The sequence below is a fragment of the Anabaena sp. FACHB-595 genome, assembly GCF_048568275.1.
In the GTDB taxonomy this organism is placed as follows: domain Bacteria; phylum Cyanobacteriota; class Cyanobacteriia; order Cyanobacteriales; family Nostocaceae; genus Trichormus.
The window spans coordinates 2,571,657-2,596,022 of sequence record NZ_CP183473.1 but is presented as its reverse complement, the minus strand read 5'-3'; the positions used below and the strand labels follow the sequence as shown (position 1 = coordinate 2,596,022).

Annotated in this window: 15 protein-coding genes and 1 pseudogene; 13 read left to right on the top strand and 3 right to left on the bottom strand. The window is 40.4% G+C overall.

The window, feature by feature from the left end; translation table 11 throughout:
* The first annotated feature begins 26 nt into the window (after positions 1-26).
* The 6 genes from ACN222_RS10770 (at position 27) to ACN222_RS10745 (ending at position 10,920) form a co-directional block, all read left to right on the top strand.
* Entirely contained in the window at positions 27-2,285 is a 2,259-nt protein-coding gene (locus ACN222_RS10770) for a methyl-accepting chemotaxis protein (protein ID WP_010996320.1), read from the top strand.
* A gap of 78 nt (positions 2,286-2,363) precedes the next feature.
* A complete protein-coding gene (locus tag ACN222_RS10765) occupies positions 2,364-5,288 on the top strand; it encodes a hybrid sensor histidine kinase/response regulator (protein WP_010996319.1) in 2,925 nt (974 codons plus the stop codon).
* A gap of 400 nt (positions 5,289-5,688) precedes the next feature.
* On the top strand, positions 5,689-6,675 hold the full coding sequence (locus ACN222_RS10760; RefSeq protein ID WP_231865533.1) for a helix-turn-helix transcriptional regulator: 987 nt from the start codon (positions 5,689-5,691) through the stop codon (positions 6,673-6,675).
* Between the two features lie 119 nt (positions 6,676-6,794).
* On the top strand, positions 6,795-9,431 hold the full coding sequence (locus tag ACN222_RS10755; RefSeq protein WP_010996316.1) for a TonB-dependent siderophore receptor: 2,637 nt from the start codon (positions 6,795-6,797) through the stop codon (positions 9,429-9,431).
* Between the two features lie 129 nt (positions 9,432-9,560).
* The gene (locus ACN222_RS10750) at positions 9,561-10,538 is read left to right on the top strand and encodes an iron-siderophore ABC transporter substrate-binding protein (RefSeq protein WP_044521254.1); all 978 of its coding nucleotides are present in this window, start codon (positions 9,561-9,563) and stop codon (positions 10,536-10,538) included.
* 4 nt (positions 10,539-10,542) lie between these two features.
* Positions 10,543-10,920 carry a DUF1636 domain-containing protein gene (locus ACN222_RS10745; RefSeq protein ID WP_044522928.1) on the top strand — a complete coding sequence of 126 codons (378 nt, stop codon included), beginning with the start codon at positions 10,543-10,545 and terminating at the stop codon, positions 10,918-10,920.
* Positions 10,921-10,958: 38 nt separating this feature from the next.
* Here the strand turns inward: ACN222_RS10745 and ACN222_RS10740 are convergent.
* The 3 genes and pseudogenes from ACN222_RS10740 to ACN222_RS10730 form a co-directional block, all read right to left on the bottom strand.
* Positions 10,959-11,186 (bottom strand): annotated as a pseudogene (locus ACN222_RS10740) (DUF4351 domain-containing protein); the annotation flags it as partial.
* A gap of 21 nt (positions 11,187-11,207) precedes the next feature.
* A complete protein-coding gene (locus ACN222_RS10735) occupies positions 11,208-12,071 on the bottom strand; it encodes a class I SAM-dependent methyltransferase (RefSeq protein WP_010996312.1) in 864 nt (287 codons plus the stop codon).
* 57 nt (positions 12,072-12,128) lie between these two features.
* Entirely contained in the window at positions 12,129-14,516 is a 2,388-nt protein-coding gene (locus tag ACN222_RS10730) for a TonB-dependent hemoglobin/transferrin/lactoferrin family receptor (RefSeq protein WP_231865532.1), read from the bottom strand.
* Positions 14,517-15,028: 512 nt separating this feature from the next.
* Here ACN222_RS10730 and ACN222_RS10725 point away from each other — a divergent pair.
* The 7 genes from ACN222_RS10725 to ACN222_RS10695 all read left to right on the top strand — a co-directional run bounded on the left by ACN222_RS10725 (position 15,029) and on the right by ACN222_RS10695 (position 24,347).
* On the top strand, positions 15,029-15,868 hold the full coding sequence (locus ACN222_RS10725; protein WP_010996310.1) for a transposase: 840 nt from the start codon (positions 15,029-15,031) through the stop codon (positions 15,866-15,868).
* Positions 15,869-16,147: 279 nt separating this feature from the next.
* Positions 16,148-16,351 carry a hypothetical protein gene (locus tag ACN222_RS10720; protein ID WP_010996309.1) on the top strand — a complete coding sequence of 68 codons (204 nt, stop codon included), beginning with the start codon at positions 16,148-16,150 and terminating at the stop codon, positions 16,349-16,351.
* 179 nt (positions 16,352-16,530) lie between these two features.
* Entirely contained in the window at positions 16,531-16,716 is a 186-nt protein-coding gene (locus ACN222_RS10715) for a PIN domain-containing protein (protein WP_269083599.1), read from the top strand.
* 392 nt (positions 16,717-17,108) lie between these two features.
* Positions 17,109-18,128 carry a helix-turn-helix transcriptional regulator gene (locus ACN222_RS10710; RefSeq protein ID WP_010996307.1) on the top strand — a complete coding sequence of 340 codons (1,020 nt, stop codon included), beginning with the start codon at positions 17,109-17,111 and terminating at the stop codon, positions 18,126-18,128.
* 188 nt (positions 18,129-18,316) lie between these two features.
* Positions 18,317-20,938: a TonB-dependent siderophore receptor gene (locus ACN222_RS10705; protein WP_044521252.1), complete on the top strand. Its 2,622-nt coding sequence runs from the start codon at positions 18,317-18,319 to the stop codon at positions 20,936-20,938.
* Between the two features lie 161 nt (positions 20,939-21,099).
* Positions 21,100-22,122, top strand: a complete 1,023-nt coding sequence (locus tag ACN222_RS10700; RefSeq protein ID WP_231865530.1) for an iron-siderophore ABC transporter substrate-binding protein — start codon at positions 21,100-21,102, stop codon at positions 22,120-22,122.
* 431 nt (positions 22,123-22,553) lie between these two features.
* Positions 22,554-24,347, top strand: coding sequence for an ABC transporter ATP-binding protein (locus tag ACN222_RS10695; protein WP_010996304.1), 1,794 nt, complete (start codon positions 22,554-22,556; stop codon positions 24,345-24,347).
* The last annotated feature ends 19 nt before the right edge of the window (positions 24,348-24,366 follow it).

The window sequence follows — 24,366 nt, the reverse complement described above, 5'->3', positions numbered from 1 at the left end:
ATTAATTATTTTCCCTAACTGCAATTATGATTAATAAAACCGACATGGCTAAGAGTGATGATGCTCAAAATCAACCATCATTGATTTCTGCTAAACAATCCAGTAATGGGATTGGACGAATCTCCAATAAGCTGAGTCATCTTGTTAATCAGCAGAATTTAGGAGTTTATTACCAACGCTTAAGCTTAAAAACAAAAGCCGTAGCTTTAGCGATCGCACTCGGTACACTCCCCATTTTAACCGTTGGTGCGATCGCCTACAACTTACTCAATAAATCAATTATCCAACAAACGTCTCAAGCTCAACAAACAACCGCCACTAAATTAACCGACACAGTTAACCGCTTCATGTTGGGACGTTATGCAGATATTCAATTTATTTCCCGCCTACCATTTTTAGCAAATCCCCAAGTTAGTAGTAGAACAAGTAAAGAAGAAAAACAACTAGTATTAGATAGTATTATCGAAATTTATCAAAATTACGAAAGTATTGCTGTATTCGATATTCAAGGGGATGTGATTGCCCAGTCTACAGGGGAAAGTTTATATAATCAAAAAGGTCAAAGTTATTTTCAAGAAACGCTCCAGAAAGAAGCACCCATTATTCAACAATCAGAACCATCAAGTATTGATATAACTGCACCAGTGAAAGATATTACCACAGATCAAATTATCGCTGTGGTCAGAGCTAAGATGCCCATCAAAGCTCTAGAAGCGGTCATCAAAGACTATGCTGTTAATGGCAATACATATAATTTACTCGATACCTCAGGGATAATTTTCCTCAGCCCAGAAAAAGAACTATTAGGTAAAGAAGCCAAAGCCAATTATCCCGATTTAGCCGCACCTCTAGATAGTAAAAAAGTTGCCAGTTTCCTTACCACTCCCAAAGTTAATAAAAAACCCGTATTACTTAGTTATGTACCACCGCAAAACTTAGCGGGACTACCAGACCTAAACTGGCAAGTTCTCTTGACCACCGATGCAGATGCTTTATTCCAACCACAACGACAGCTATTGTGGACAATTCTTTTGGGTACAGTATTTGCAGCTTGTGCAGTAGGAGCGATCGCAGCTTGGTTAGCTAACCGTACCATACAACCCCTATCCAACGCGACCACCACCTTAGCAAAACTCGGTCAAGGTGAATTCCCCAGCCGTATAGAAGTAGAAAGGGAAGACGAGTTAGGCGCATTGGCTACCAACATTAACCAAGTCGCCGAACATCTGCAAATTGTGGTCAAACAAAAAGGATTTGTCGTCACCAACCCTGACCAAGAATGGCAACCACAAGATGTTTTACAATTACAACTCCTCGAACTACTCAGCAATGTTGAAGGTGTCGCCAAAGGTGACTTAACAGTCCGTGCAGACGTGACGGCTGGCGAAATCGGTACAGTTGCGGACTTTTTCAACTCCATAGTCGAAAACCTCCGCGATATCGTCACCCAAGTCAAACAAGCAGCTGGTCAATTAAACACTGCTATCGGTTCCAACGAAGGTGCAATCCGTCAACTAGCAGAAGAAGCCCTCACCCAAGCCACGGAAATCAACCGTACCCTAGACGCAGTTGATAAGATGACCCATTCCATGCAGGCCGTAGCCGACAGCGCCCAACAAGCAGCCACCGTAGCTAATCATGCAGCCTTTACCGCCACCAAAAGTGGACAAGCAATGGACTTGACAGTACAAAACATCTTGTCCTTACGCACCACCGTCGGCGAAACTGCCAAAAAAGTTAAACGCCTGGGAGAATCTTCACAACAAATTTCCCGCGTCGTCTCCATCATTAACCAAATCGCCACCCAAACCAACCTCCTCGCCATCAACGCAGGTATCGAAGCCGCCCGTGCTGGAGAAGAAGGCGAAGGTTTTGGCGTAGTCGCCGAAGAAATTGGCGAACTAGCCGCTAGAAGTGCAGTCGCTACCCAAGAAATTGAGCAAATTGTCGAGAACATTCAACGGGAAACTAACGAAGTCGTCAAGGCGATGGAAGTAGGAACTACCCAAGTAGTGGAAGGGACAAGAATTGTGGAAGAAGCCAAACAAAGCCTGGGTCAAATATTAGATGTATCACGGCAAATCGACTCTTTAATTCAATCAATTTCCACCGCTACTGTATCGCAAGTAGAGACATCACAAACTGTTAATAGACTCATGCAAGATATCGCCTCTGTCTCACAACGCAGCAGCGATTCCTCCCGCCTAGTAGCCCAATCTCTCAAACAAACTGTAGAAATTTCTCATCAGTTACAAAAAACTGTGGGTACCTTTAAAGTGAGTTAAGAGTTCGTTGTTGACTGTTAACTGTTAACTAATGACAACTGACCAATGACAACTGACAACTGACCACTGACAAAAACTATGTCAAAAGATAAAGAATTAGAAATCCAGATGCAATTTCTGGAAGAAGCTACAGATTACATTAATACTCTAGAAGGGGTATTACTAGAAATCGACACAAGTCACCGCATTGACTTAGAAAAAATTAACGGTGCATTACGCGCTGCTCACTCAATTAAGGGCGGGGCGGCGATGATGGGATTTCGCGCTTTGAGTGATTTATCTCATCGTTTAGAAGATGCTTTTAAGGTTTTAAAAACCCGCAAAAATTCCCTAGAAATTGATACCCAATTACAAAGTTTATTACTTTCTGCTGTTGATTGGTTGCGGCAAATTCTCCAGTTACTAGGAGAAGGAAATGCGGTAGAAGATGATTGGTTAGCGACATTTTGTCACCCAGTCTTTGATGAATTGCGCGATCGCCTTGGTGATCCAACTCCGGAAGATGCTGCAACCATGCTATCACCAGAGGAGGGGCAAGATATCATTCCTTTGTTATTTGAATCAGAAATCGAAGGGTGTCTCCAGCGTCTAGAGTCGGTTTTGGTAGATCAAAACCAGCCTTGTTTACAAGAAGAAGTCGCCATCATGGCGGCGGAATTGGGCGGTTTGGGAGAAATGTTGCAATTACCAGCTTTTACCCAACTATGTGAATCTATTAAATATCATATAGAAAATTCCAACGGTAATGTCTCAGAAATTGCCCAATTAGCATTACAAACATGGCGGCGATCGCAAGCTTTAGTTTTAACAAATCAACGTGATAAATTACCTACAGAACTCCAATTTGGTGAATTAGTTCATATCCCCGTACATACTCCATCTCTACCACAATTTGAAGCAGATAAACCATCAGAAACATCTATAGAATCAGATTTTATTCCTGAAGATTTGACAGTATCAGAAAAGAATAATCATAATCCCCTTAGCGTTATTAATTTCCCCGAAATACTGACAGAATTTGCTAAAGAAAATACAACAACAGATTATACATTACTTGCTAACAAAGACCGTGAACATCCAGAAAATACAGTCCGTGTTCCTAGTAAACAATTAGAAGAAATAAATGATTTATTCGGTGAGTTGATTGTCCAACGTAATGGCCTTAACTCTCAAATTGAAAGATTACGCAAACTTGTACGTAACCTAAACCAGCGTGTCCATACCCTAGAACGGGAAAATCAAGAATTGCGGACAATTCAGGAGCGAAAAACTACCAAAGACTTGGTAAATGCTCATCATGGTGCAGAATATCCACAGACCCAAGACCCAGAGAGCGAGTTTGATGCCTTAGAGATGGATCGGTATAATGAGTTAAACTTGCGATCGCAAACAGTAGTGGAAACTATTGTCCAAGTCCAAGAAGTCACCACAGATATTCAACTCAGCGTTGACGACACAGACCACGTCGCCCGTAAACTCAATAAAACATCAAAACAATTACAAACCAAGCTCAACCATATCCGAATGCGCCCCATGTCGGACTTAGTTGAGCGTTTCCCCAGAGCCATCCGCGATTTAAATGTAGAATACAGCAAAAATGTTCAATTGAAAATTACAGGTGGTAACACCTTAATTGAACGCAGCATTTTAGAAGCCTTAAATGAGCCATTAATGCACCTATTAAGGAATGCCTTTGATCATGGTATCGAAGAATCTGCCACCCGTCAGGCATTAGGCAAACCAGAACAAGGCTTAATTGAAATTACTGCCACTCACCGCAGTAATCGTACTATCATCACCATGCGCGATGATGGTCGGGGCATTTCTTTAGATAAAATCCGCACCCGCGCCCAAGGAATGGGGATAGATGAGACTTTGCTAGCCAACGCCACTGATGAAGAACTCCTATCACTAATTTTTGAACCAGGGTTTACCACCTCCGAACAAGTCACCGCCTTATCTGGTCGTGGTGTGGGGATGGATGTAGTGCGTAATAACCTCAAACTAGTGCGCGGCGATATTACAGTTGATACAGAATTAGGTGTTGGTACAACCTTTACCTTATCAGTACCATTTACCCTTTCCATCGCCAGAGTGTTGCTAATAGAAACCAACAAAATGCTGTTAGCATTTCCTACCGATGTGGTTTCGGAAATCTCCCTATTGCAAAACGAGCAAGTATTCCCAATGGCGGGTAATGAAGTCCTCAATTGGCAAGGGACGATGCTTCCCCTCATTCGCCTTGGTCGCCACCTAGAATTTAACTGTCCCCGCTACGATAGCCCAGAACTAGAAACACCCCCAGCAATTAATGCCCATAGCGTCTTAATAGTTAAAGGCAATAATCAACCAGTTGCTATATTGGTAGACCGTTGCTGGGGTGAACAGGAAGTTGCTATCCGCCAAGTTGAGGGCAATATACCCTTACCCCAAGGCTTTAGTAATTGCACCATTTTAGGTGATGGTCGAGTTGTGGCATTAGTTAATACCAATGAACTCCTGTATAAAATTGCCACCAATCAACACCCCACCAAAAATCTCCAATCATCATCAGCTACACTAAAAACGCCCTTCCTCTTCTTTGATAGTGCCAAACTACCAGCACCCCCCACTCAAAACAAAGGCACCATTTTAATCATTGATGACTCCATTAATGTGCGTCGCTTCCTAGCATTAACTTTAGAAAAAGGAGGATATCAAGTAGAACAAGCAAAAGATGGTGAAGATGCCTGGGAAAAATTAGAGAGTGGCTTAAAAGTGAAAGCTGTAATTTGTGATATTGAAATGCCACGTCTTGATGGTTATGGCTTTTTAGACCGAATTAACTCCAACTTGGAGACAAAAAATATCCCAGTAGCCATGCTCACTTCTCGTAGTAGCAATAAACATCGGCAACTAGCCATGCAGTTAGGCGCTAGAGCTTATTTTTCTAAACCTTACAATGAGCAAGAATTACTCGGTACGCTAGAAGAACTAATCTTTAATGTAGCTGTAAGTAATTAGTGCTATTTTATGACTCTGATGAAAGAAAAAAATGTAGGTTGGGTTTCACGTTGTTCAACCCAACCTACTGGCGTATCAAGGCTAAAATAGTGGATTAAATTGGAAAAATTAAACACAGATGTAGCTTGCTTCCCGCAGGGTACGCGGATAAAATCGATGTTTTAATGCAACATTTAAGGCTTGACACGCTACTACTCCTAAATTTATCAAAGCCTTAAAAATCACGGGGTCTGAATTGTTATTTAACGAGAGTAATAGAAGAGCGTTAGGAGGTTGCTGCATCGGATTAATGAATGAAGATGAGCAGGTGTGATATGATAATTGCTAATTAATAGCAACTATCTAGTTTTGCGTCTGTAGCCCCATGACATTAATCCTCAATAAATCGGACTGGGATGAGATGTGGCAGCAGACTGCCGCTTCTCATGTGCAGAAGTTTGTCTCTGATGGGTTTGAGGAAGTTTTGCAGATGCCGCAAGTTGCTGGTCAGGGTTATTCTTGTTACATAGAGCTATCACCTGGGGTATCGTTGGGTTTCGCGGATTGCGAATACCACCAGGATTTGATGATCAAGATACCTGCCCACGACCATTTAATTCAAATTAATATTTTGTTATCGGGATTCTTTGACTGTGATGAGGTTCACCCGCGTTTGGATGGGACGCGCAGTTATTTTTCTGGTAGTGGGGTTTCGCCCGGCGTTACCGAAAAGCATCAAGGTGGAGGGCGTTTGAGTTTTGTGAATGTAGAAATTGAGCCAGAGGTGCTGGAATCTTTTTTGGACGATGGACAACGGCAGCTAGACAATATCAAGCAACTATTCCAGGGTGAGGATTGGAAGGTGGCTTTTTACCCAAAGGTGACAGCAAAAGTGCGATCGCTTGCTCAAGAATTATGGCATCCACCCTATCGCGGTGCAGCCAAACGCCTCTATTTACAAGCCAAAGTGTTTGAGTTATTAGCCTTGTATCTAGATTTAATTGCTGACAATCAAGAACCGATTCGCAACTTACCAAAACTCAAACCAGATACAATTGCCCGTATCCACCACGCCAAAGAAATTTTAACCGCTCAAATCGAGCATCCACCATCACTATCAACATTAGCTCAACTGGTAGGCGTGAGCGATCGCACCCTACAACGCGGTTTTCAAATAATTTTTCAGACAACGGTTGTAGGCTATTTGACACAGTTGCGCTTAGATAAAGCCGAACAATTATTACGCCAAGGAGATGTCTGCAACAAGCAACGCCAACCAACAGTAGCAGAAGTAGCAAATCTCGTAGGCTATGGGCATTTAGGTCATTTTTCGGCGGCATTTAAGCGGCGATTTGGCATCACACCTAGACAATGTTTGGCAGGTCACAAGACGGTTTTTGGATCATAACTGGCGGTTTTTGGATAGACACCCTGCGAGTAACTTCCCTATACTACTTTAACTGCTATTAAGAATTATTAGCAGTAATAGGCTGACTTTGATAAGTTTATTGTGTGGTGTGAGGAACGATGAAGCGTTGGTGTTTGTCCCCCAGTATTCATTTATGGTTTATCATCAGCCTTTGTGGATACTTCAATATAATTGCAGTACAACCGGTATGGGCAAAGGATCAACCCAATCCCCAAGATACAGAAACAATAGATATACCCTCTTTATCCCCAAAACAAAAAAACAATTCTCCAATTCCCCAACTTAGTGAAATTAAACTACCGGGGACTAGTGCCATCATGTTGGTACAGACACCAAGCGGGGATATTGTCCCAATTACAGGTGTGAAAGCTAATCCCACTGAAAAAGGTGTCGAGGTAATTTTAGAAACTACCCTTGGGGAAAAACTGCAAATCACAAATCGCAGTGAAGGTAATAACTTTATTGCAGATGTCCCCAATGCTCAGTTGCGTTTACCATCGGGAGAAGCTTTCACATTTCGTTCCGAAAAACCAATTGCGGGAATTACTGAAATAACAGTTACAAATATTGATGCAAATACTGTACGAGTCACCGTGAACGGCGAGACGGCTTTGCCCACAGTTGAGTTATTTGATGGGGATGAAGGGCTGATTTTTGCAGTAGCATCTACGACAACAGCAACGCAGCAACCGCAAGAACAGCCAACAAGTCAAACACCACCAGCAGAACCAACAGCACAGCAGGATGAGCCAATTGAGTTGGTAGTCACGGGAGAGCAAGATAGATATCGTGTCCCCAATGCGAGTACGGTAACGCGGACAGATACACCCCTGCGAGATATTCCCCAATCAATTCAGATTATTCCCCAAGAAGTGTTGCGGGATCAACGCGCCGATATATCCAGCGCGCTGCTAAACGCTCCCAGTGTGCGTAACGCAGCACCTTCTAATTTTGACTCGTTGCGATTGCAGGTACGAGGATTTTTTAGTCAACCTACGCTGAATGGTATTAAAGAGACTAACGGTTTAGCCTCTAACGTGGGGCCTGATTTGACAGGAATCGAAAATATTGAAATTCTTCTAGGGCCAAACTCAGTTTTACTGGGTTCAACATCTCCAGGCGGAACAGTCAACTTTGTCACCAAACAACCTTTACGAGATCCCTACTACTTTGTTGAAGCAACTGTGGGTAGTTTTGATTTTTACCGTGGTGAGGTGGATTTATCGGGGCCGCTAGATGATGAGAAGAAAGCCTTATATCGTCTGAACGCATCTTACAGAGATCAAGGATTTTTCACTGATCTGAGCCAAACTAGAAACCTAGTGATTGCGCCAGTTTTGAGTCTGGAACTGAGCAAAAATACAAATTTGACCATTGAAGGAGTTTATAAGAATCTAGAGCAAGAGAACAATAACTTGGGCTTACCTGCGATTGGCACTATCTTTTCTAATCCTAATGGCGATATACCCCGCAGCCGCATTACTAATGAAGGCGAACTTGATGTCACAACTGCCAGAATTGGATATAGATTAGAGCATAAATTTAATGAGAATTGGTCATTAAATAATTCTTTTCGGTATGGCTACGTTAACTATGACGGTATTGGACTAAACGTTGGTACAAGGCTTTTAGCCGATAATCGTACCCTACTGAGAACAGCTAACGATTCCAATGATCGCTATCGTGACTATAGACTAACAACAAATGTGATCGGCAAGTTTACAACAGGTGCAATCAAGCATCAATTACTATTTGGTATTGATCTAGGAAGGCTGAACAATAGCTTAAAATTTACGGGTAGATCAGGCGCACCCATTGATTTATTTAATCCCATTTACGGTCAACCAGTGGGAGCAATAACATTTGAGAGTGATACTAATACCGTCACTGATGAACTTGGCATCATCATACAAGATCAGGTGGCGATCGCCGACAACTTAAAATTACTCGTCAGTGGTCGATTTGATACCTTCACCCAAACCGACAAAGATTTTCTCGCTGGTACAGAAACCAGTCAATCAGGGAGTGCCTTTAGTCCCCGCGTGGGCATTGTCTATCAGCCAATCCCGCCCATTTCCCTTTATGCTAACTACAGTCGCTCGTTTCAGCCAGCCATCGGTCAAGCCTTTGATGGTAGAACCTTTAAGCCTACCAGAGGTACGCAGTTTGAGGTGGGAGTAAAAGCAGATTTAAACCAGAGGCTTTCGACAACACTGGCGTTGTATGATATTACCCAATCGAACGTTTTAACTGACGATCCAAATAATATAGGCTTTTCTGTGCAAACTGGAGAACAGCGCAGCCAAGGTATTGAACTCAGCCTTACAGGTGAAATTTTACCCGGATGGAATGTATTTGCTAGTTATGCCTATAACGATGCTCGTGTCACCGAAGATAATAGCATTCCCGTAGGCAATCGCGTACAACGCACAACTCCCCATGCGGCTAGTTTATGGACAACCTACGAAATTCAAGGAGGCAATTTGCAGGGATTGGGTTTTGGTTTAGGATTGTTTTATGTAGGCGATCGCGCTGGAGATACGGGAAATACATTTGAAGTACCTAGTTATTTAACAACTAATGCAGCTATCTTCTACAAACAAGATAGATTCCGTGCGGCGATTAATATCAGAAACCTCTTTGACGTAGACTATTTTGAAAATGCTTTCAATCGCTTGCGTGTCTCTCCTGGTGAGCCATTTACAATCCAAGGAACTATTTCTTGGACATTTTGATAATCCCATGATTTTCTAACTCACACTGGAGGATAAAAGCTGACAGGATTTATTTAGACATCTTCAGAAACAAGAATGTTCTCAATTTCTGGAAATGTGTACCAATCCTGTTTTACAAAGCACAAATCTATGAAAATAATTTCACGCCGCTTTGTTGTCTTATTCTTATTAGGAATTTTGATATTTACTGCTATTTGGGTTAGTAGTAAAAGCTTTACCTATGAAGCGACAAACTCAATATCTCCACAACAAAACGCAAAATGTCGAGTGGTGCAACACGTCCAAGGAGAAACTTGTATTCCCCTCAAACCCCAACGAATTGTCACCTTAGATTTTAATAGTTTTGCTGCACTTTTAGCCTTAGATACCAAACCCATCGCCACTTGGATTACAACTGAAATAGAAGATGACTTTCCTTACTTTCAAGGAAAAGCAGAGGGAGTAGAAATATTACGTAGTTCAAGCGGTCAAATTAATTTAGAAAAACTTGTATTACTTAATCCCGATTTAATTATTGTGATTTCCCATCCAGGATTTGCAGGAATTTATAAATATGCTTCACAAATTGCACCTACAGTAGTTCTACCTTGGATAGAAACTAGAGGAAACTGGAAACAACACATTCAAGATACTGCCAGAATTTTAAACAGAAGAGAAACAAGTATTCAACAGATAAATTACTATAACCAACGTGTTAATCAAGTAAAACAGAGACTTAGTAATAATCATCGAAAAATTCACGTATCATTTGCTTTTGTCGCTGCGGGACAATTAGTTATTACTCGTCAAAAATCTTTTGCGGGTGGAATTTTGCATGATATTGGCATATTAAACCCTATATTTGCCGAATCTGGTGATTACGATTTACCTCTTTCGGAAGAACTCTTACCCAACATTGATAGCGATATCCTGTTTATTGCACCGCTACGCAAAGATGATTACTCTGTTATCAAAAAACTTCAGCAAAAGCCTTTATGGTCTAAACTCAAAGCTGTACAGCAAAATCAAGTTTACATAGTAGATTTTTCTGTTTGGCGGGGATTGAATATGCTTGCAGCTTATGCAATGCTCGATGATCTTGATAAATACATATTTAATATCACTTAAAATCATGCCAAAATATAACCTATTTGTCTGTAAATCTTGTCACCCTTCTTCTCAAGAAAGACCAGAAAATCCTCCTTTTGATGGTGAAATTTTACTTGAAAAATTAAATTATTTATGTAGTGAAGAATCGTCACTTCATGAAATAGAAATTAAACCCGTTGAATGTTTGTGGGCTTGTAATCATGGTTGCGTTGTAGCTGCTTCACACCCAGACAAACCCAGCTATCTTTTCGTCAATTTGACTCCAGAAGAAAGCGCAGCATCTTTACTAGAATTTATGCAATTGTATGTCAAGAGTCGTAAAGGTAACGTAGCTTGGAAACAATTACCTGAAGTGCTACAAGCTGCAATTTTCGCGCAAATTCCGCCTGGGGAAAGGTAGCGGTGGTTATATCTTTTTAGTATTATCCTCACTCAACTTCAGCGATTAAACCAAGCCTCTAGATCAGCCATTCCCTGAAAATCTAACAGTGCTTCGCCAAGATTTTCTAATTTTTCTAAGGACAAAGATTCAATGCGCTGACGCACCTCTGAAGATAATTCTCCCACACGACGAGTTAATTGACACAGAACAAGGGATTTTTCTCCTTCTTCCTTAATTTCATGGTAAAGTCTTGTTTCCTTTAGTGTAATCCCTAACATCTCTTCATGTCACCCTTACTCATATAATTATGAAAGTGGCGATCCGGGTGTCAGATTGATATGAAGAATGCGGCATCTATTTTTAAATAAGGGTACTAGCATAAATGAAATGTATTTCAACCAAAACGGTTTCAGGCGATGGGGATAGTTGACGAATTGGGGTAGATAACAAATTTCTTTTTTGAGTTGAATGGATAAATCCCATGCTTCTATTTCATGGAAATTATCTAGTCCCCATTTAAAATCCGCATCGGTTTTGGATACAGTTTCGTGTTTTTTAGTATTAGCTACTCCTTTTTTATCTAGCACATCAAATACCATTTCTACAGAAATAAATTTAGGAGCTAGCATTGTTTTAATTTTTCGAAATACACTTTGGTTTTCCTCCTCGCTTAAATACATTGATACGCCTTCCATGATGATAAATAGAGGCTGATTTGTTGCTGGTGTGATTTGGGATATCCAACTAGATTCGAGAATAGAACTACCAATTAAATGATAGCGATCGCTTTCAGAGATCAGTTTTCTTTTCAGGTCGATAACTTCGGGGAAATCTATTTCGTACCAGTTCATCTCCCCATTGTCAACTCGGAAAAATCTTGTACACAGTCCCCCTCCCAAGTTAATAACTGTAGCTTGTGGATGGGTGATCAAAAATTGTCTTAATATTTCATCGATATTTTTGGCTCGGATGACAACACCTAGTTGAGATGACCAGGAACTAGAATATTTAGAGAAGTCATAATCAACTTTTCCGACAATTTCTACTGCCTTTTTATCTTCCAGAATACAGTCAGAAAATTCCTGCTCGACATAACGTCCGTAGAGGGTAATCATTAATGTTTCAGGTACACCCACAAGTTTTGTTGTCGATTCTTTTTGTGTGTTCATAAGCAATTGTCTATTTACATTAACTACTGTTCGTATTGATGTTTTATTGCTGATGCTTTAAAATCTCACTGTTAAACCTGCAACTAAACTAATACCTGGTTGCACAAATAAATCTAAATTCCCATCATTTGCACTCAATCCTCGCACGTCACCACGTCGCCAATATTTTTCATTGAGAAGATTGAAAACCCCAATATTTAACGTTGCATTGTCGCTCAAATTGTAATACCCAATTAAGTCTAATGTGAAATAACTATCAGGGACAAAGGGATTTGGTATTTCTTCAGTTTTAGGAAGTCTGGGACTTGCTGCGTAACTACCGATTAATTCAGTTCCCCAGCGATTTTGGGGTGCGCGATATCTTAATCCTGTCACTAAGCGGAAGGGATCGACGGATACGAGGGGTTGATTTTCTTCTAAGTCGTCTCCGACAGTGTAACTAGAACTTGCTAGTAAGCTAAATCCCGAACCTAATTTTAATTCTCCCTTGGCTTCTACTCCATAAATTCTCACTTCACCGCGATTCACTGTTTGGAAAGAACCAACTATTAATCCAGGGGTAGGAATGACTCGTCCAAAGGTGTCAATAAAGTTATTATAGTTGTTGTAAAAACCGCTAATACTAAATTTTCCAGAGGGAAATGAACCGCGTAATCCTAATTCAAAATTATTACTGGTTTCGGCTTTTAAATCGGGATTGGGAATGACTGTATATTGACCAGGATTGGTAAAACCGGGGTTAATATCTTCGCCTGTTGGTGCGCGAAATCCACGAGAATATTGAGCAAATCCAGTCACTTCTGATGTGAAGCTATAAACCAATCCCAGCCTCGGTGAAATGGCAGAATCGGAAAAATTAGATGTAGGAAAATTACGCGAGTTCGCGCGATAGATATCGTCTGGGTTGGGATTCAAACTATATGAATCGTAACGAATACCAGGAATAATTGTTAGATTTCCCCAGGTAATTTCATTTTGTAAATAAACACCAAACCTCGTATTATCTGTGTCGGCAATATCTTTGACAGGAAACGCATCAGGGCCCACTCGATTGGTTCTTTCGCCGATAATTCCAGGTGCAGCAATATTTTCTTGAAAACCATCGCGCAGTCGGGATGTTTTGGTATTGGAAAGTTCGGCACCATAAACTAGTCTATGGTTAATATCTCCAGTTTGAAAATTACTTTCTAGCTGAATATCTCCACCAAAGGTATTTTGTTGATAAATCGAACTACGAAAGCGACGACGGTTAACTGCTCCCGTTGTAATTGGTGCAGTTGCGCGACGTAATTCGTTTGATTCTTCGGTGCTGGTTGCTTCTTGATAATAAATTTGGCTGCGTAAAACTTGGAAGAATAAATTGCTATCGGGATTGTTATGTTCGTAGCTTAAATTATATCGATTACGCTTAATTTCATCCGTTGCTGTTAAGCTATCTGTACGGACACCAAAGTTAATCCCACGGGAGGTTAAAACATTGGTGTCTGTGGTGCGATTAATAAACTCTCCAGTTAATTTGAGTTGATCAAAATCACCCAAATTAAATACTAATTTTGTCAACCAACTATTTGCATCGGTAGTTTGGGGATTGGGAGCGCGATCGCTATTTATTTGTGGTTCGTATCCATCCCGTCTGGTGTAAATTAACAATCCCTCCACATCACCCAATCTACCTGCAATTGTAGTTGTGTTACCAATTCCCCGATTGGCACTATCGTAGACAAATTTATTGCTAAAATACCCATCGTCTCCCGATTCGTTCAAATAATCGCTGGGATCTTTGGTAATGAAGGTGACGACACCACCAATCGCATCACTACCGTACAAAGTAGAGGCAGAACCGCGAATAATTTCTACCCGTCGCAGGGTTTCTGTATCGATGTAATTTCTTCCTAGTTGGGTGCTACCAAAATCAAAGGAATCCGGTAAACGCACCCCATCGACTTGTAGCAAAACCCGATTCCCATCAATCCCCCGGATATTGAAGTCTTGGAAACCATAACGTCTCGCATCTCCACTCGTCGATACCCCCGGTTCATAGCGGATTAAATCATCTAAATTCTGAATAAGTTGATTATCAATATCTTCTGCATCAATAACTGTAATTGTTCCTGGGGATTCATCAAGCGATCGCGGTGTTCTAGTTCCCGTCACCGTAATCTCAATATCTGCTTCTTCGTTCTCTTCCTGATTTGTATCTCGCTTGCGTTTGCAAACTTCCGGTTGTTTTTCATCCTCTCGATTTTCTATCACCTCATAACCATCAGGACATTTGGGATTCTTCCCATCTAAATTCACAGGAATAGTATCTGGTTTTTGGGTGAGCCAATCAGCACTTCTATGGGTAAATTCAAGTTCACGAATATTTGGTATTGCTTCTGAATCTTGCTCTTCAGCAGCGAATACCGCAGTTACATAAATAAGATTTATTACGAAAATATTCAAAAATAAAAAGCCTATCTTCACCTGATCAACCTCAAAAATCAGTCAATTCACCGTAATCACGACTGCAAGGATGCAAAAATTATATTTGTCCATATTTGCCACTTAATCTATGCGATCGCATTCAATATTGGCGTTGCATAAATGCGGGATGAATTAAGCTTATTTAGCAAAAAAACTGTCGTCTTTTTTGCGGCTTTGTGCGTATCCTGGGGGTTCCGCCTTAGTGGTATAAGCGAGACACAAATCATCCCATTAATTCAGTAACGCCCAATATTGAACAAAAGAACCACCCAAATTCAGTTACTGTGTCATTGATTACGGATATTTTTTAACTCTCTGTAGTCATCTAAGCATTATTGCTATAAATTGTCAAATGCTACCGATAATTTAGTGACCATTTTCTAAAAACTTGCATGAAAACACATATCCTCAATCACCTACATTTCCTAGCAGGTGTGGTAAAATAGTTGCAAAAACTTAGCATTTAATTAATTTTTCTCCAACCTCCTAGCATGACATTTATCCTCAATGACTCGGACTGGGATAAGATACGTTTACAGGCTAGCAATCTTGACTGGCAAGATTCTGTATGTAGTACATTTGAGGATGTTGCCGAGATCACAAAATATATTGATCGGGATTTTTACTTCTCCGAGGTGGAACTATCGCCGGGAATATGGTTGATGTTGACAGATTGCACCCATCACCATGATTTGATAGTAAAGACACCCGTCCACGACCATACAATTCAAATTAGTATTTGTTTGTCGGGTTTTATAGATTCTGAGGAAGTGCATCCCGTTTTAGGTGGGACACGCGGGTATTTTTCTGGGAGTGGAATTTCACCAGCCTACAACTGCAAGTATCAAGGGAAGGTGCGGTTTACCTGTGTAAATGGGCGTTGTTGCGTGAATAGGCAAAATGGTAAATTTTACCTATCGCCAATGTTTTCTCGCTGCCTGATTTCACAGCCGATAGAGCAAGTGTCTGGAGATGGTGGCTATGACACAAAAGGTTGTTACGACACCATTTCACAACGCGGGGCAAAAGCGATAATTCCACCACTTAGCAACGCAAAAATGCAACAACCACATCCTCATTCCCAACCCCATCCCAGAGATGAAAATCTGCGAAGGGTGAACCAAGTCGGGCGTAAGCAATGGAAACAAGAGAGTGGATATCATCGCCGTTCTTTATCTGAAACTGCCATCTTTCGGCTCAAAACCATCAATGGTTGCAAGTTGAGACGACGCTTTTTTGATAACCAGGCTGTCGAGTTATTTCTGCAATGCGCTGCGCTTAACCGCATGATCCAGTTAGGTAAGCCCGACTCTTACAAAGTTGAATACTAATTCCTATCCTTACTTCGGATTGGTGTGTCCTTTTTTCCTTTCATGCAACAAAGCCAATTGTAAATACACCTTAAACCTATGTCTAAACACACGATATTCATCTGCAAATCCTGCCAAATTTCTTCTGAAGAATGAGCAGTGCGATCGCCCTCGCCGAAGGTTAGGTTGAGGCAGCTATAGTCTCTGCGATGCAGAACCGCACAACTCATACCACACTGGATTGCAATAGGGAAAAGAGGATATGATTTAAAAAATTCATCTTGAAAAGTAGCTATATATATGAATGTTCAACTCGTACAATCAATCAAGCAAATGATTTTAGCATTGCCACCAGAAGAGCAGAACTGGTTAAAGGCGCAGCTAGTTCAGAAAAGCTCTCACTCCCCTGCTCAGGTTGTCGATCTCAATTCCTTCAGTGGCACCATCCAGCTCAAGCAAGATCCGCTTGAATTTCAACATGAGATACGGAATGAATGGGCGTGACGAACAAAAGATACATTCTCGATACGAATGTTACCTTATATCTTTTAGGTGGACGGCTTCTAAACACCTTACCTGTTGGTGAATTCTACTTGTCCGTGATCAGCGAAATTGAAATGCTTTCTTATCCAGCACTCGGCGCAGAAGAAGAGTTGAGAATTCAATAGTTTCTATCACAAGTAATAGTAGTTGGTCTAGATCAAGATTTGAAGAATGCTGCAATCAAACTGCGTAAGCAGTATCGACTGAAATTACCAGATGCGATCATTTGTGCCACTGCCCTAATTTATGATGCAGTTTTGTTAAGTAATGATTTACAACTGGCAAATGTCACAGAAATTAGCGTTGATACTGTTCAAATTCAATAGTTAGCAAATTGGGGCAGTAAAGATACCACAGAGACTTGAGAAAAACTCCAAGAAAACCCTTTATGGCGACAACTCAAGGCAGTGCAAGCAAGAGGAATGACTAGCACTTGATGGGATTGATGCCAGTCTGTGGCTTGTGCAATCTGGTATGGGAGCTACCACCACCAGCGACTGCGACAAGTCGCTTTTTTTACAGCAAATTTTGTGCAACAATTAATAATATTTCTTATTTAAGATATATAGCAGGTTGGGGTACTGAATACTGGAGCGATCGCTGACTTATCAAGTTTGCATTGCATCCAGTATTAGGTGTTCCCTTTTAATAAACTGGAAAAGGTGCGTTAGTTTCAACCATATATCAGCTTGATAATAATAGCAATTATCATTTAACTATGACAAAAATTATTACAAGTACAGACTGGGAAGAAATATGGACAAAAAGTGAACAAAATGGTCAACTTTCTAGTCAATTAAAGAGTTTTGAAACTATCCATCAAGGGAAAATTATAGATATCTGTCATACCTATGAATGCTGGACAGAATTACGTAGCGGATTATTTATTAAGATACATGAAAAAGAGTTTATTAATGATCTGATATGGATCAGAGATATTCCTGATGAATCTCTCTTTGGGTTGAGTTTTTTTCTTTCAGGAAAAGTGAGGATTGAACGCCACGGTTTAACTGACAAGACAGACGAAATCGTAGGCAGATATTATTCAGAATGTAACTGCGATATCAAAGAAACTGAATGGTGGAAAGCCGGAGAAAAGTTTTCACGAATTTATCTGAAAATCGAACCACAGCAATTCTTTCAAAGTTTTGGCGAAGAAGAATTAGAACAGATACCCATTTTCCTGCGCCAAGCAGTGATGAATGGTAAAGTACAGCCTTACTACCAGCAAGGGGAAATTACACAGCAAATGTGGCAGGTGTTATGTAATATCCTCAAGTGTCCCTATCAAGGCTTGATGAAGCGAATGTATTTAGAAAGTCAAGCAATGGAATTGATGACGCTTTATTTCCAACAATTTCAGGAGCAGGAGAGATCTAATCATAGCTTTCCCGGCAAGAATTTGAGAGATGTTGAAAGAATATACCAAGCCAAGGAAATTTTGTTAGGTAATCTAGAAAATCCACCTAGCCTGATAGAGTTAGCACAACAAGTAGGGATAAATGAATTTAAATTGAAGTGTGGGTTTCGTCAAGTTTTCGGGACATCTGCGTTCAAATATTTGCACAACTATCGTCTAGAAAAAGCAAAACAACTCTTAGCATTAGGAGAAATGAAAGTTGAAGAAGTGGCATTTAGAGTAGGTTTTGACAGTCGCAGTTACTTTGCTTTAGCTTTCCGCAAAAAATTTGGTTTGAATCCCAAACAATACTTTCAACAGCAACAAAAATCCCTCTAGCGTTCAAAAAAAATCCCTCTAGCGTTCAAATTAGAAATCCGAATCCCGTATTGTAGATACACTACTAGTTTAGTTAAGAAATATTCCTAACAGCTTGTGGGGATAGATGGAGTGACCTAATACCCTAATCTGTCACAGGAGAGGGGTCAAAAGTTTGATGAATATGTTGGTGTGAGGGAGATTTGGTGATGAGATTAATAAAATCGCTTTCCGGGCTGATGTTTACAGCCTCAGTTTTTATACTCACAACACAGTCAGTTCTGGCTGAAACCGATGGAGGAAATTCGGTTGATATTGGAGATAAAAGCAAATCTGTATCAAGTATTCCCCAGTTGAGTGAGGTAAAACCTCCCCAGACTAATGCCGCACTGTTGTTAACTCAGAACCCTGATGCAGAGGAAATAGTAGAAGTTACAGGGGTACGTATCAACCAAACTGAAAAAGGTGTTGAGGTCATTTTAGAAACTGCTAAAGGTGATGCTCTCAAACCTGTTCAGAAGAATGAAGGCAATAAATTAATTATTGATATTCCCAATTCGCAATTGCGTTACGAGGGTGGCGATACATTTCGTCAAGAAAAACCATTTGCCGGAATTGCGGAAGTTTTGGTAGTTAATCAAGATAATAATACTATCCAGGTGACGGTGACGGGGGAAACAGGACTGCCGATAGTTGAGTTATTTGATGGGGATGAAGGACTGATTTTTGGCGTAACACCTGCTACAACTACGGCGCAACAACCACAAACGCCACAAGCTCAAGAAAAGCCAGCAATTGAAATACCCCAAGAAGAACCAGCAGCACAGCAGGATGAACCGATTGAGTTAGTGGTAACGGGACAACAGAATGGGTATCGTGTACAGGATGCGACGACTGCAACAAAGACAGATACACCTTTGCGCGATATTCCCCAATCTATTCAGGTAGTGCCGCGAGAAGTGCTGGAAGATCGCAACGTGAGAAGTCTAGCTGAGGCTGTGGAAACGGTTAGTGGCGTAGTTGACGGTGCTGACTACAACGGTTCGCCTGCACAAGACTTCATTATTAGAGGATTTGAACAGGGTGGAAGTTTCCGAAATGGCTATCGAGATGTAAATTCTTATGGCTTGACAGGAGTAGGGACGATTGAGCGAGTGGAAGTCCTTAAAGGGCCAGCCTCGGTTTTGTTTGGGGCTGTAGAACCTGGTGGAATAATCAACGTCGTCACCAAACAACCCTTGAGTGAACCCTATTATCAGCTGGGATTTGAGGTGGGGAACAGGGCATTTTATCAGCCTAGTATTGATTTCTCTGGCCCTTTAAACGCCGATAAAACTTTGCTTTATCGCTTCAACGCTAGCTATCAAAGTTCAGATGGTTTTCAAGATTTTGTCAACACAAATCTGACTACAATCGCACCAACAATCGCTTGGAAATTGGGTGATAGAACAGACCTGACTCTATATTATGAGTATATTAACTTCAAAGGAACTTTTGAGCAGTATACCTCTATTCTTAGCGATAATACGTTTCTGCCTCGAAGTTTCTATCAGGCATATCCTAACAATGCTTACGTAGATAATACTACCCAAAAGTTGGGTTACACATTGAGTCACAAGTTTAGTGATAACTGGCAGATTCGTAATAACTTTTCTGTGGTTACTAGTAAAAACGCTGAAGAATATACTTTAGCCACAGGGGTAGTGAACGATCAGTCCTTACGGCAATTTGCTCAAGATCGTGAATTTACGCAAGATAACTATTTTGGACAGATCGATTTGCTAGGAAAGTTTAATACGGGATCGATTTCACACCAAATATTGATAGGTTTTGATTTCAATCATAATATTGATACTTTTGCAAGGGTAGTTCAAAGGAATGTTCCTAATCTAGATATTTTCAATCCCAACTATAATATTCCCAGCTTCGACTATGGCCCACGTTCTAGTTCTACCGAACGTTTTCAAACCTACGGGATTTACCTTCAGGATCAGATTACCTTTCTAGATAATCTGAAATTATTAATCGGTGGACGCTTCGATTGGATTTCCGGCGAGAATACAGACAACGTGACAGGGGATACTACACAAAACCCTGATAGTAGTGCTTTCAGCCCCCGAATCGGGTTAGTGTATCAGCCTAGCAAATCTGTTTCTCTCTACACCAGCTACAGCCAATCTTTCGTCCCTGAAACGGGAGTCAACCCTGATGGTGAAATATTTGAGCCGACAAGAGGAACACAATATGAAGCAGGTATTAAAGCTGACTTTCTAGAGGGTAGGCTTTCGGCAACACTGGCAGCCTATCAAATCACCAAGTCTAATATTCTCACCCCCGATCCTGATCCTGAAAGAGCTGCGCTTGATTATTTAATTCAGGTAGGAGAGCAAAGAAGTCGAGGGATTGAGTTAGATGTTGCGGGGGAGATTTTACCTGGCTGGAAGGCGATCGCTTCCTATGCTTACACTAATGCAGAAGTAACTGAAGATAACGATATTCCTGTAGGCAATCGATTGGTAAGTGTGCCAAAAAACCAAGCTAGTCTCTGGACAACCTATGAGTTTCAAAATAGCGATTTGAAGGGTTTGGGATTTGGTTTGGGGCTGTTTTATGTGGGTACGCGATCGGGAGATTCCGCTAACTCCTTTGAAATACCCGATTACTTGCGTACTGATGCGGCAATTTACTATCGTAGAGATGGTTTTAAAGCTGGTATCAATATCCGTAATCTATTTGATACCGACTATATTAGAACCTCTGACGATGGCAGAACATTCCTGCGAAGAGGTGCGCCTTTTACAATTATCGGCTCTATTAGCTGGGAATTTTAACTCTCTCCTGTAGATCATCAGTTAAGTAATTTGCGTGTACACAGCACCAGTCTTTTAGACAACCTGCCAAATATTAGTTAAAGAAAAAATCCCTGGCAATGAGAAAGAGAGTCATCAATACAATTATGCCATTGTTAGTTCTTGTTAAAGGAGTTTGTGTTTTGACTTTTGCTAAGTTTGTTTGGGTTGTCAAGACTGTTTTTTCGAGTAATTACAAGTTTTTACCATTCTTTCTGACCATAGTTGCTGTTGTTGCGATCGCAGCCTGTAACAACACATCGCAGCTAGAACAAAGGGAAACAAGTGCAACTGCTCTAAGTCCAATAGAAACAAAAACTATTAGCCATGCTTTAGGTAAAGTTAAAATTCCACTTAAACCGCAGCGAGTTGTTGTATTAGAAGAAAATATAATTCTCGATTCTGTACTGGCTCTGGGTGTAAAGCCAGTTGGTGTCATGTATTGTCAGGACTGTGAGGAAAATTTTCGAGGTATCCCCAGCGACTTACTTGCTGATGTTCCAGTGGTGGGCAATATTGGAAATCAACCTTCCCTAGAGAAAATTCTTAGTTTAAAACCCGATTTAATTTTGGGGTTAACATGGCTCAAGAGTTCTTATAAAATCCTTTCCAGTATCGCGCCAACCGTACTGATCGATTTTCCGAGTATGTATGATTTTAAAGAAAGACTACGATATGTAGCCCAGGTGTTGGGAAAGAGCGATCGCGCAGAGGAACTTCTGACTCAGTACCAAAATCGTATCCAAACATTGCGGCAGCAATTAGGAAAGCAACTAGAAACAAAAACAATATCTGTGATTTATCTTGCAGGTTCGGCGGATATTTTTTATAGCTACAGACCGGACTTTCTAGCTTATGGTCAAATTCTTAGCGACGCAGGTTTACGACTAATCCAACAAAATCAAAAACAACGCGAGTTAACTTTAAGTATTGAAGTTTTACCCAAATACGATGCGGATATTTTATTTATTATGACAGAACACTTGACTAGAGATTTTAAAGAAGCAAATCCTGAAGTTTTATCTTTCTTACAAAAGCCTATTTGGTCAAATCTTAAAGCTGTTAAAACTAAACAGATATATAGGGTAAATTGGACTGTCGGGGGAGCTATGGGAGCTAACAGAATAATTGATGACCTCTATAAATATTTAGTCAAAACACCTTAAATCATCGTCAGAGAGCGATCGCGTATCTTGTCGCAGTGTAACGTATTACTCAACTGAATAAACCATGATTGTTGTTAATAAATCTATGATAACACGATTTGCCCGTTGAGGTACTTCCTGTTGACTCCTCTCTAGTAATGCCTATAAATCAATACGGTTCAGTTAAGGAAAAAGGTAGGTTGGGTTGCGCTACGCTTAATCCAACAAAGTATTGATGATGTTGGTTTTTCTTGCATCAACCCAACTTACAGCAGTAATATTTTTAGGCTTAACTGAACTGTATTGGCCTATAAATTACCTTTTTGGGATATAAATTTGCCGTTTCTGGATAGAATTCGCATATCAAAAAATAGTAATATCTATATATTTTGGTCAACTGCAATTGCAATGGCTAACTAGAAAACCTAAATCCCTGAATTTTAATTTAGATCATGACATCAACATTCCATCATGTATCAAACAAACTTTCTCCCTTGCGCCGATTACTCAATTATGGACAAAAATATCGTGGACAAATTTACCAAGCGTCTACCTATTCGGTTATTAATACAGTTTTAGATTTAGCCCCCCCTTGGTTAGTGGGTATTGCCGTAGATATATTAGTGCAACAACAAGATTCTACAATTGCTAAATTTGGTATTAAAGAAGTAGTATGGCAATTTGCATTACTTTCATTAATTACCGTTATTGTTTGGATATTTGAATCACTTTCCCAATACGCTTATGACAGAATTTGGCGAAATGTGGCTCAAAATATCCAACATAGTTTACGTTTAGACGCCTACAATCATTTACAAAAATTAGAATCGGCTTATTTTGAAGACAGCAGTACAGGCGGTTTGATGTCAATTCTCAGTGATGATATCAACCAACTTGAAGATTTTTTAAATGGGGGAGCAAATGAAGTTATCCAAGTCACCACTTCCTTAATAATTTTGATTGTTGGTGCGTTTTTCATTTTGCCATTTAACATTACTCTTGCAGCAATGTTACCTATGCCCTTTATTCTTTGGGGTTCACTGGTATATCAAAAACGGCTAGAACCCCGTTATGCCGATGTTAGAGAAAAAGTTAGTTTTCTCAACTCGCGGCTTGCTAATAATATTAGTGGAATTACGACAATTAAAAGTTTTACAGCAGAGAAGTATGAAAGTGCCAGACTAGCAGAGGAAAGTGAAGCTTACAGAAAAAGTAACGCCAAAGCAATTAAACTTTCTGCTGCTTTTATTCCTTTAATTAGAATGTTGGTTTTAGCAGGGTTTACGGCTTTGTTATTTCTGGGAGGTATGGCAGCATATTCACAGAAAATATCTATAGGTAATTACAGCGTTTTACTGGTGCTGGTACAAAGATTACTGTGGCCATTGGTGTTTTTAGGAGAAACTTTTGACCATTATCAAAGAGGAATGGCTTCTACTAGGCGGGTAATGGATTTATTAGATACTCCTATCCAAATTATTACGGGGGATGTACCTTTAGTTGTGGAAAATGTGCGGGGTGAGGTTGATTTTAAAAACGTTACCTTTGCCTATCAAAACAGTGAAGTGATTATTAAAGATTTATCTTTACATATTCCTGCCGGAAACACTATTGCGGTTGTTGGTTCTACAGGTTCGGGTAAAAGCACTTTAGTGAAATTATTGTTACGATTTTATGATGTTTCTCATGGCTCAATTACCATTGATGGGATTGATATTCAAAAGTTAAATTTATCTGATTTACGTCGCAGTATTGGCTTAGTTAGTCAAGATGTATTCTTATTTCATGGTACGGTGGCAGAAAATATTGCCTACGGTACTTTTGATGCTAGTGATGAAGCCATTATTAATGCTGCAAAAGTAGCTGAGGCACATGATTTTATTATGCGACTTCCCCAAGGTTATGAAACAATAGTTGGGGAACGTGGACAAAAGTTATCTGGGGGACAACGCCAACGTATTGCGATCGCTAGAGCAGTTTTGAAAAATCCGCCGATTTTGATTTTAGATGAGGCAACATCTGCGGTGGATAATGAGACGGAAGCAGCTATTCAACGTTCTTTAGAAAAGATTACCGTAAATCGAACTACCATTGCGATCGCTCACCGTCTTTCTACAATACGCCACAGTCATTGCATATATGTCATGGAGCATGGTCAAATTGTCGAGCAGGGTACACACGAAGATTTAATCGCCCTGGATGGGATTTACACCAACTTGTGGCGTGTACAGTCTGGGGTGCATTAAACCAATGTTTATTTAGCCC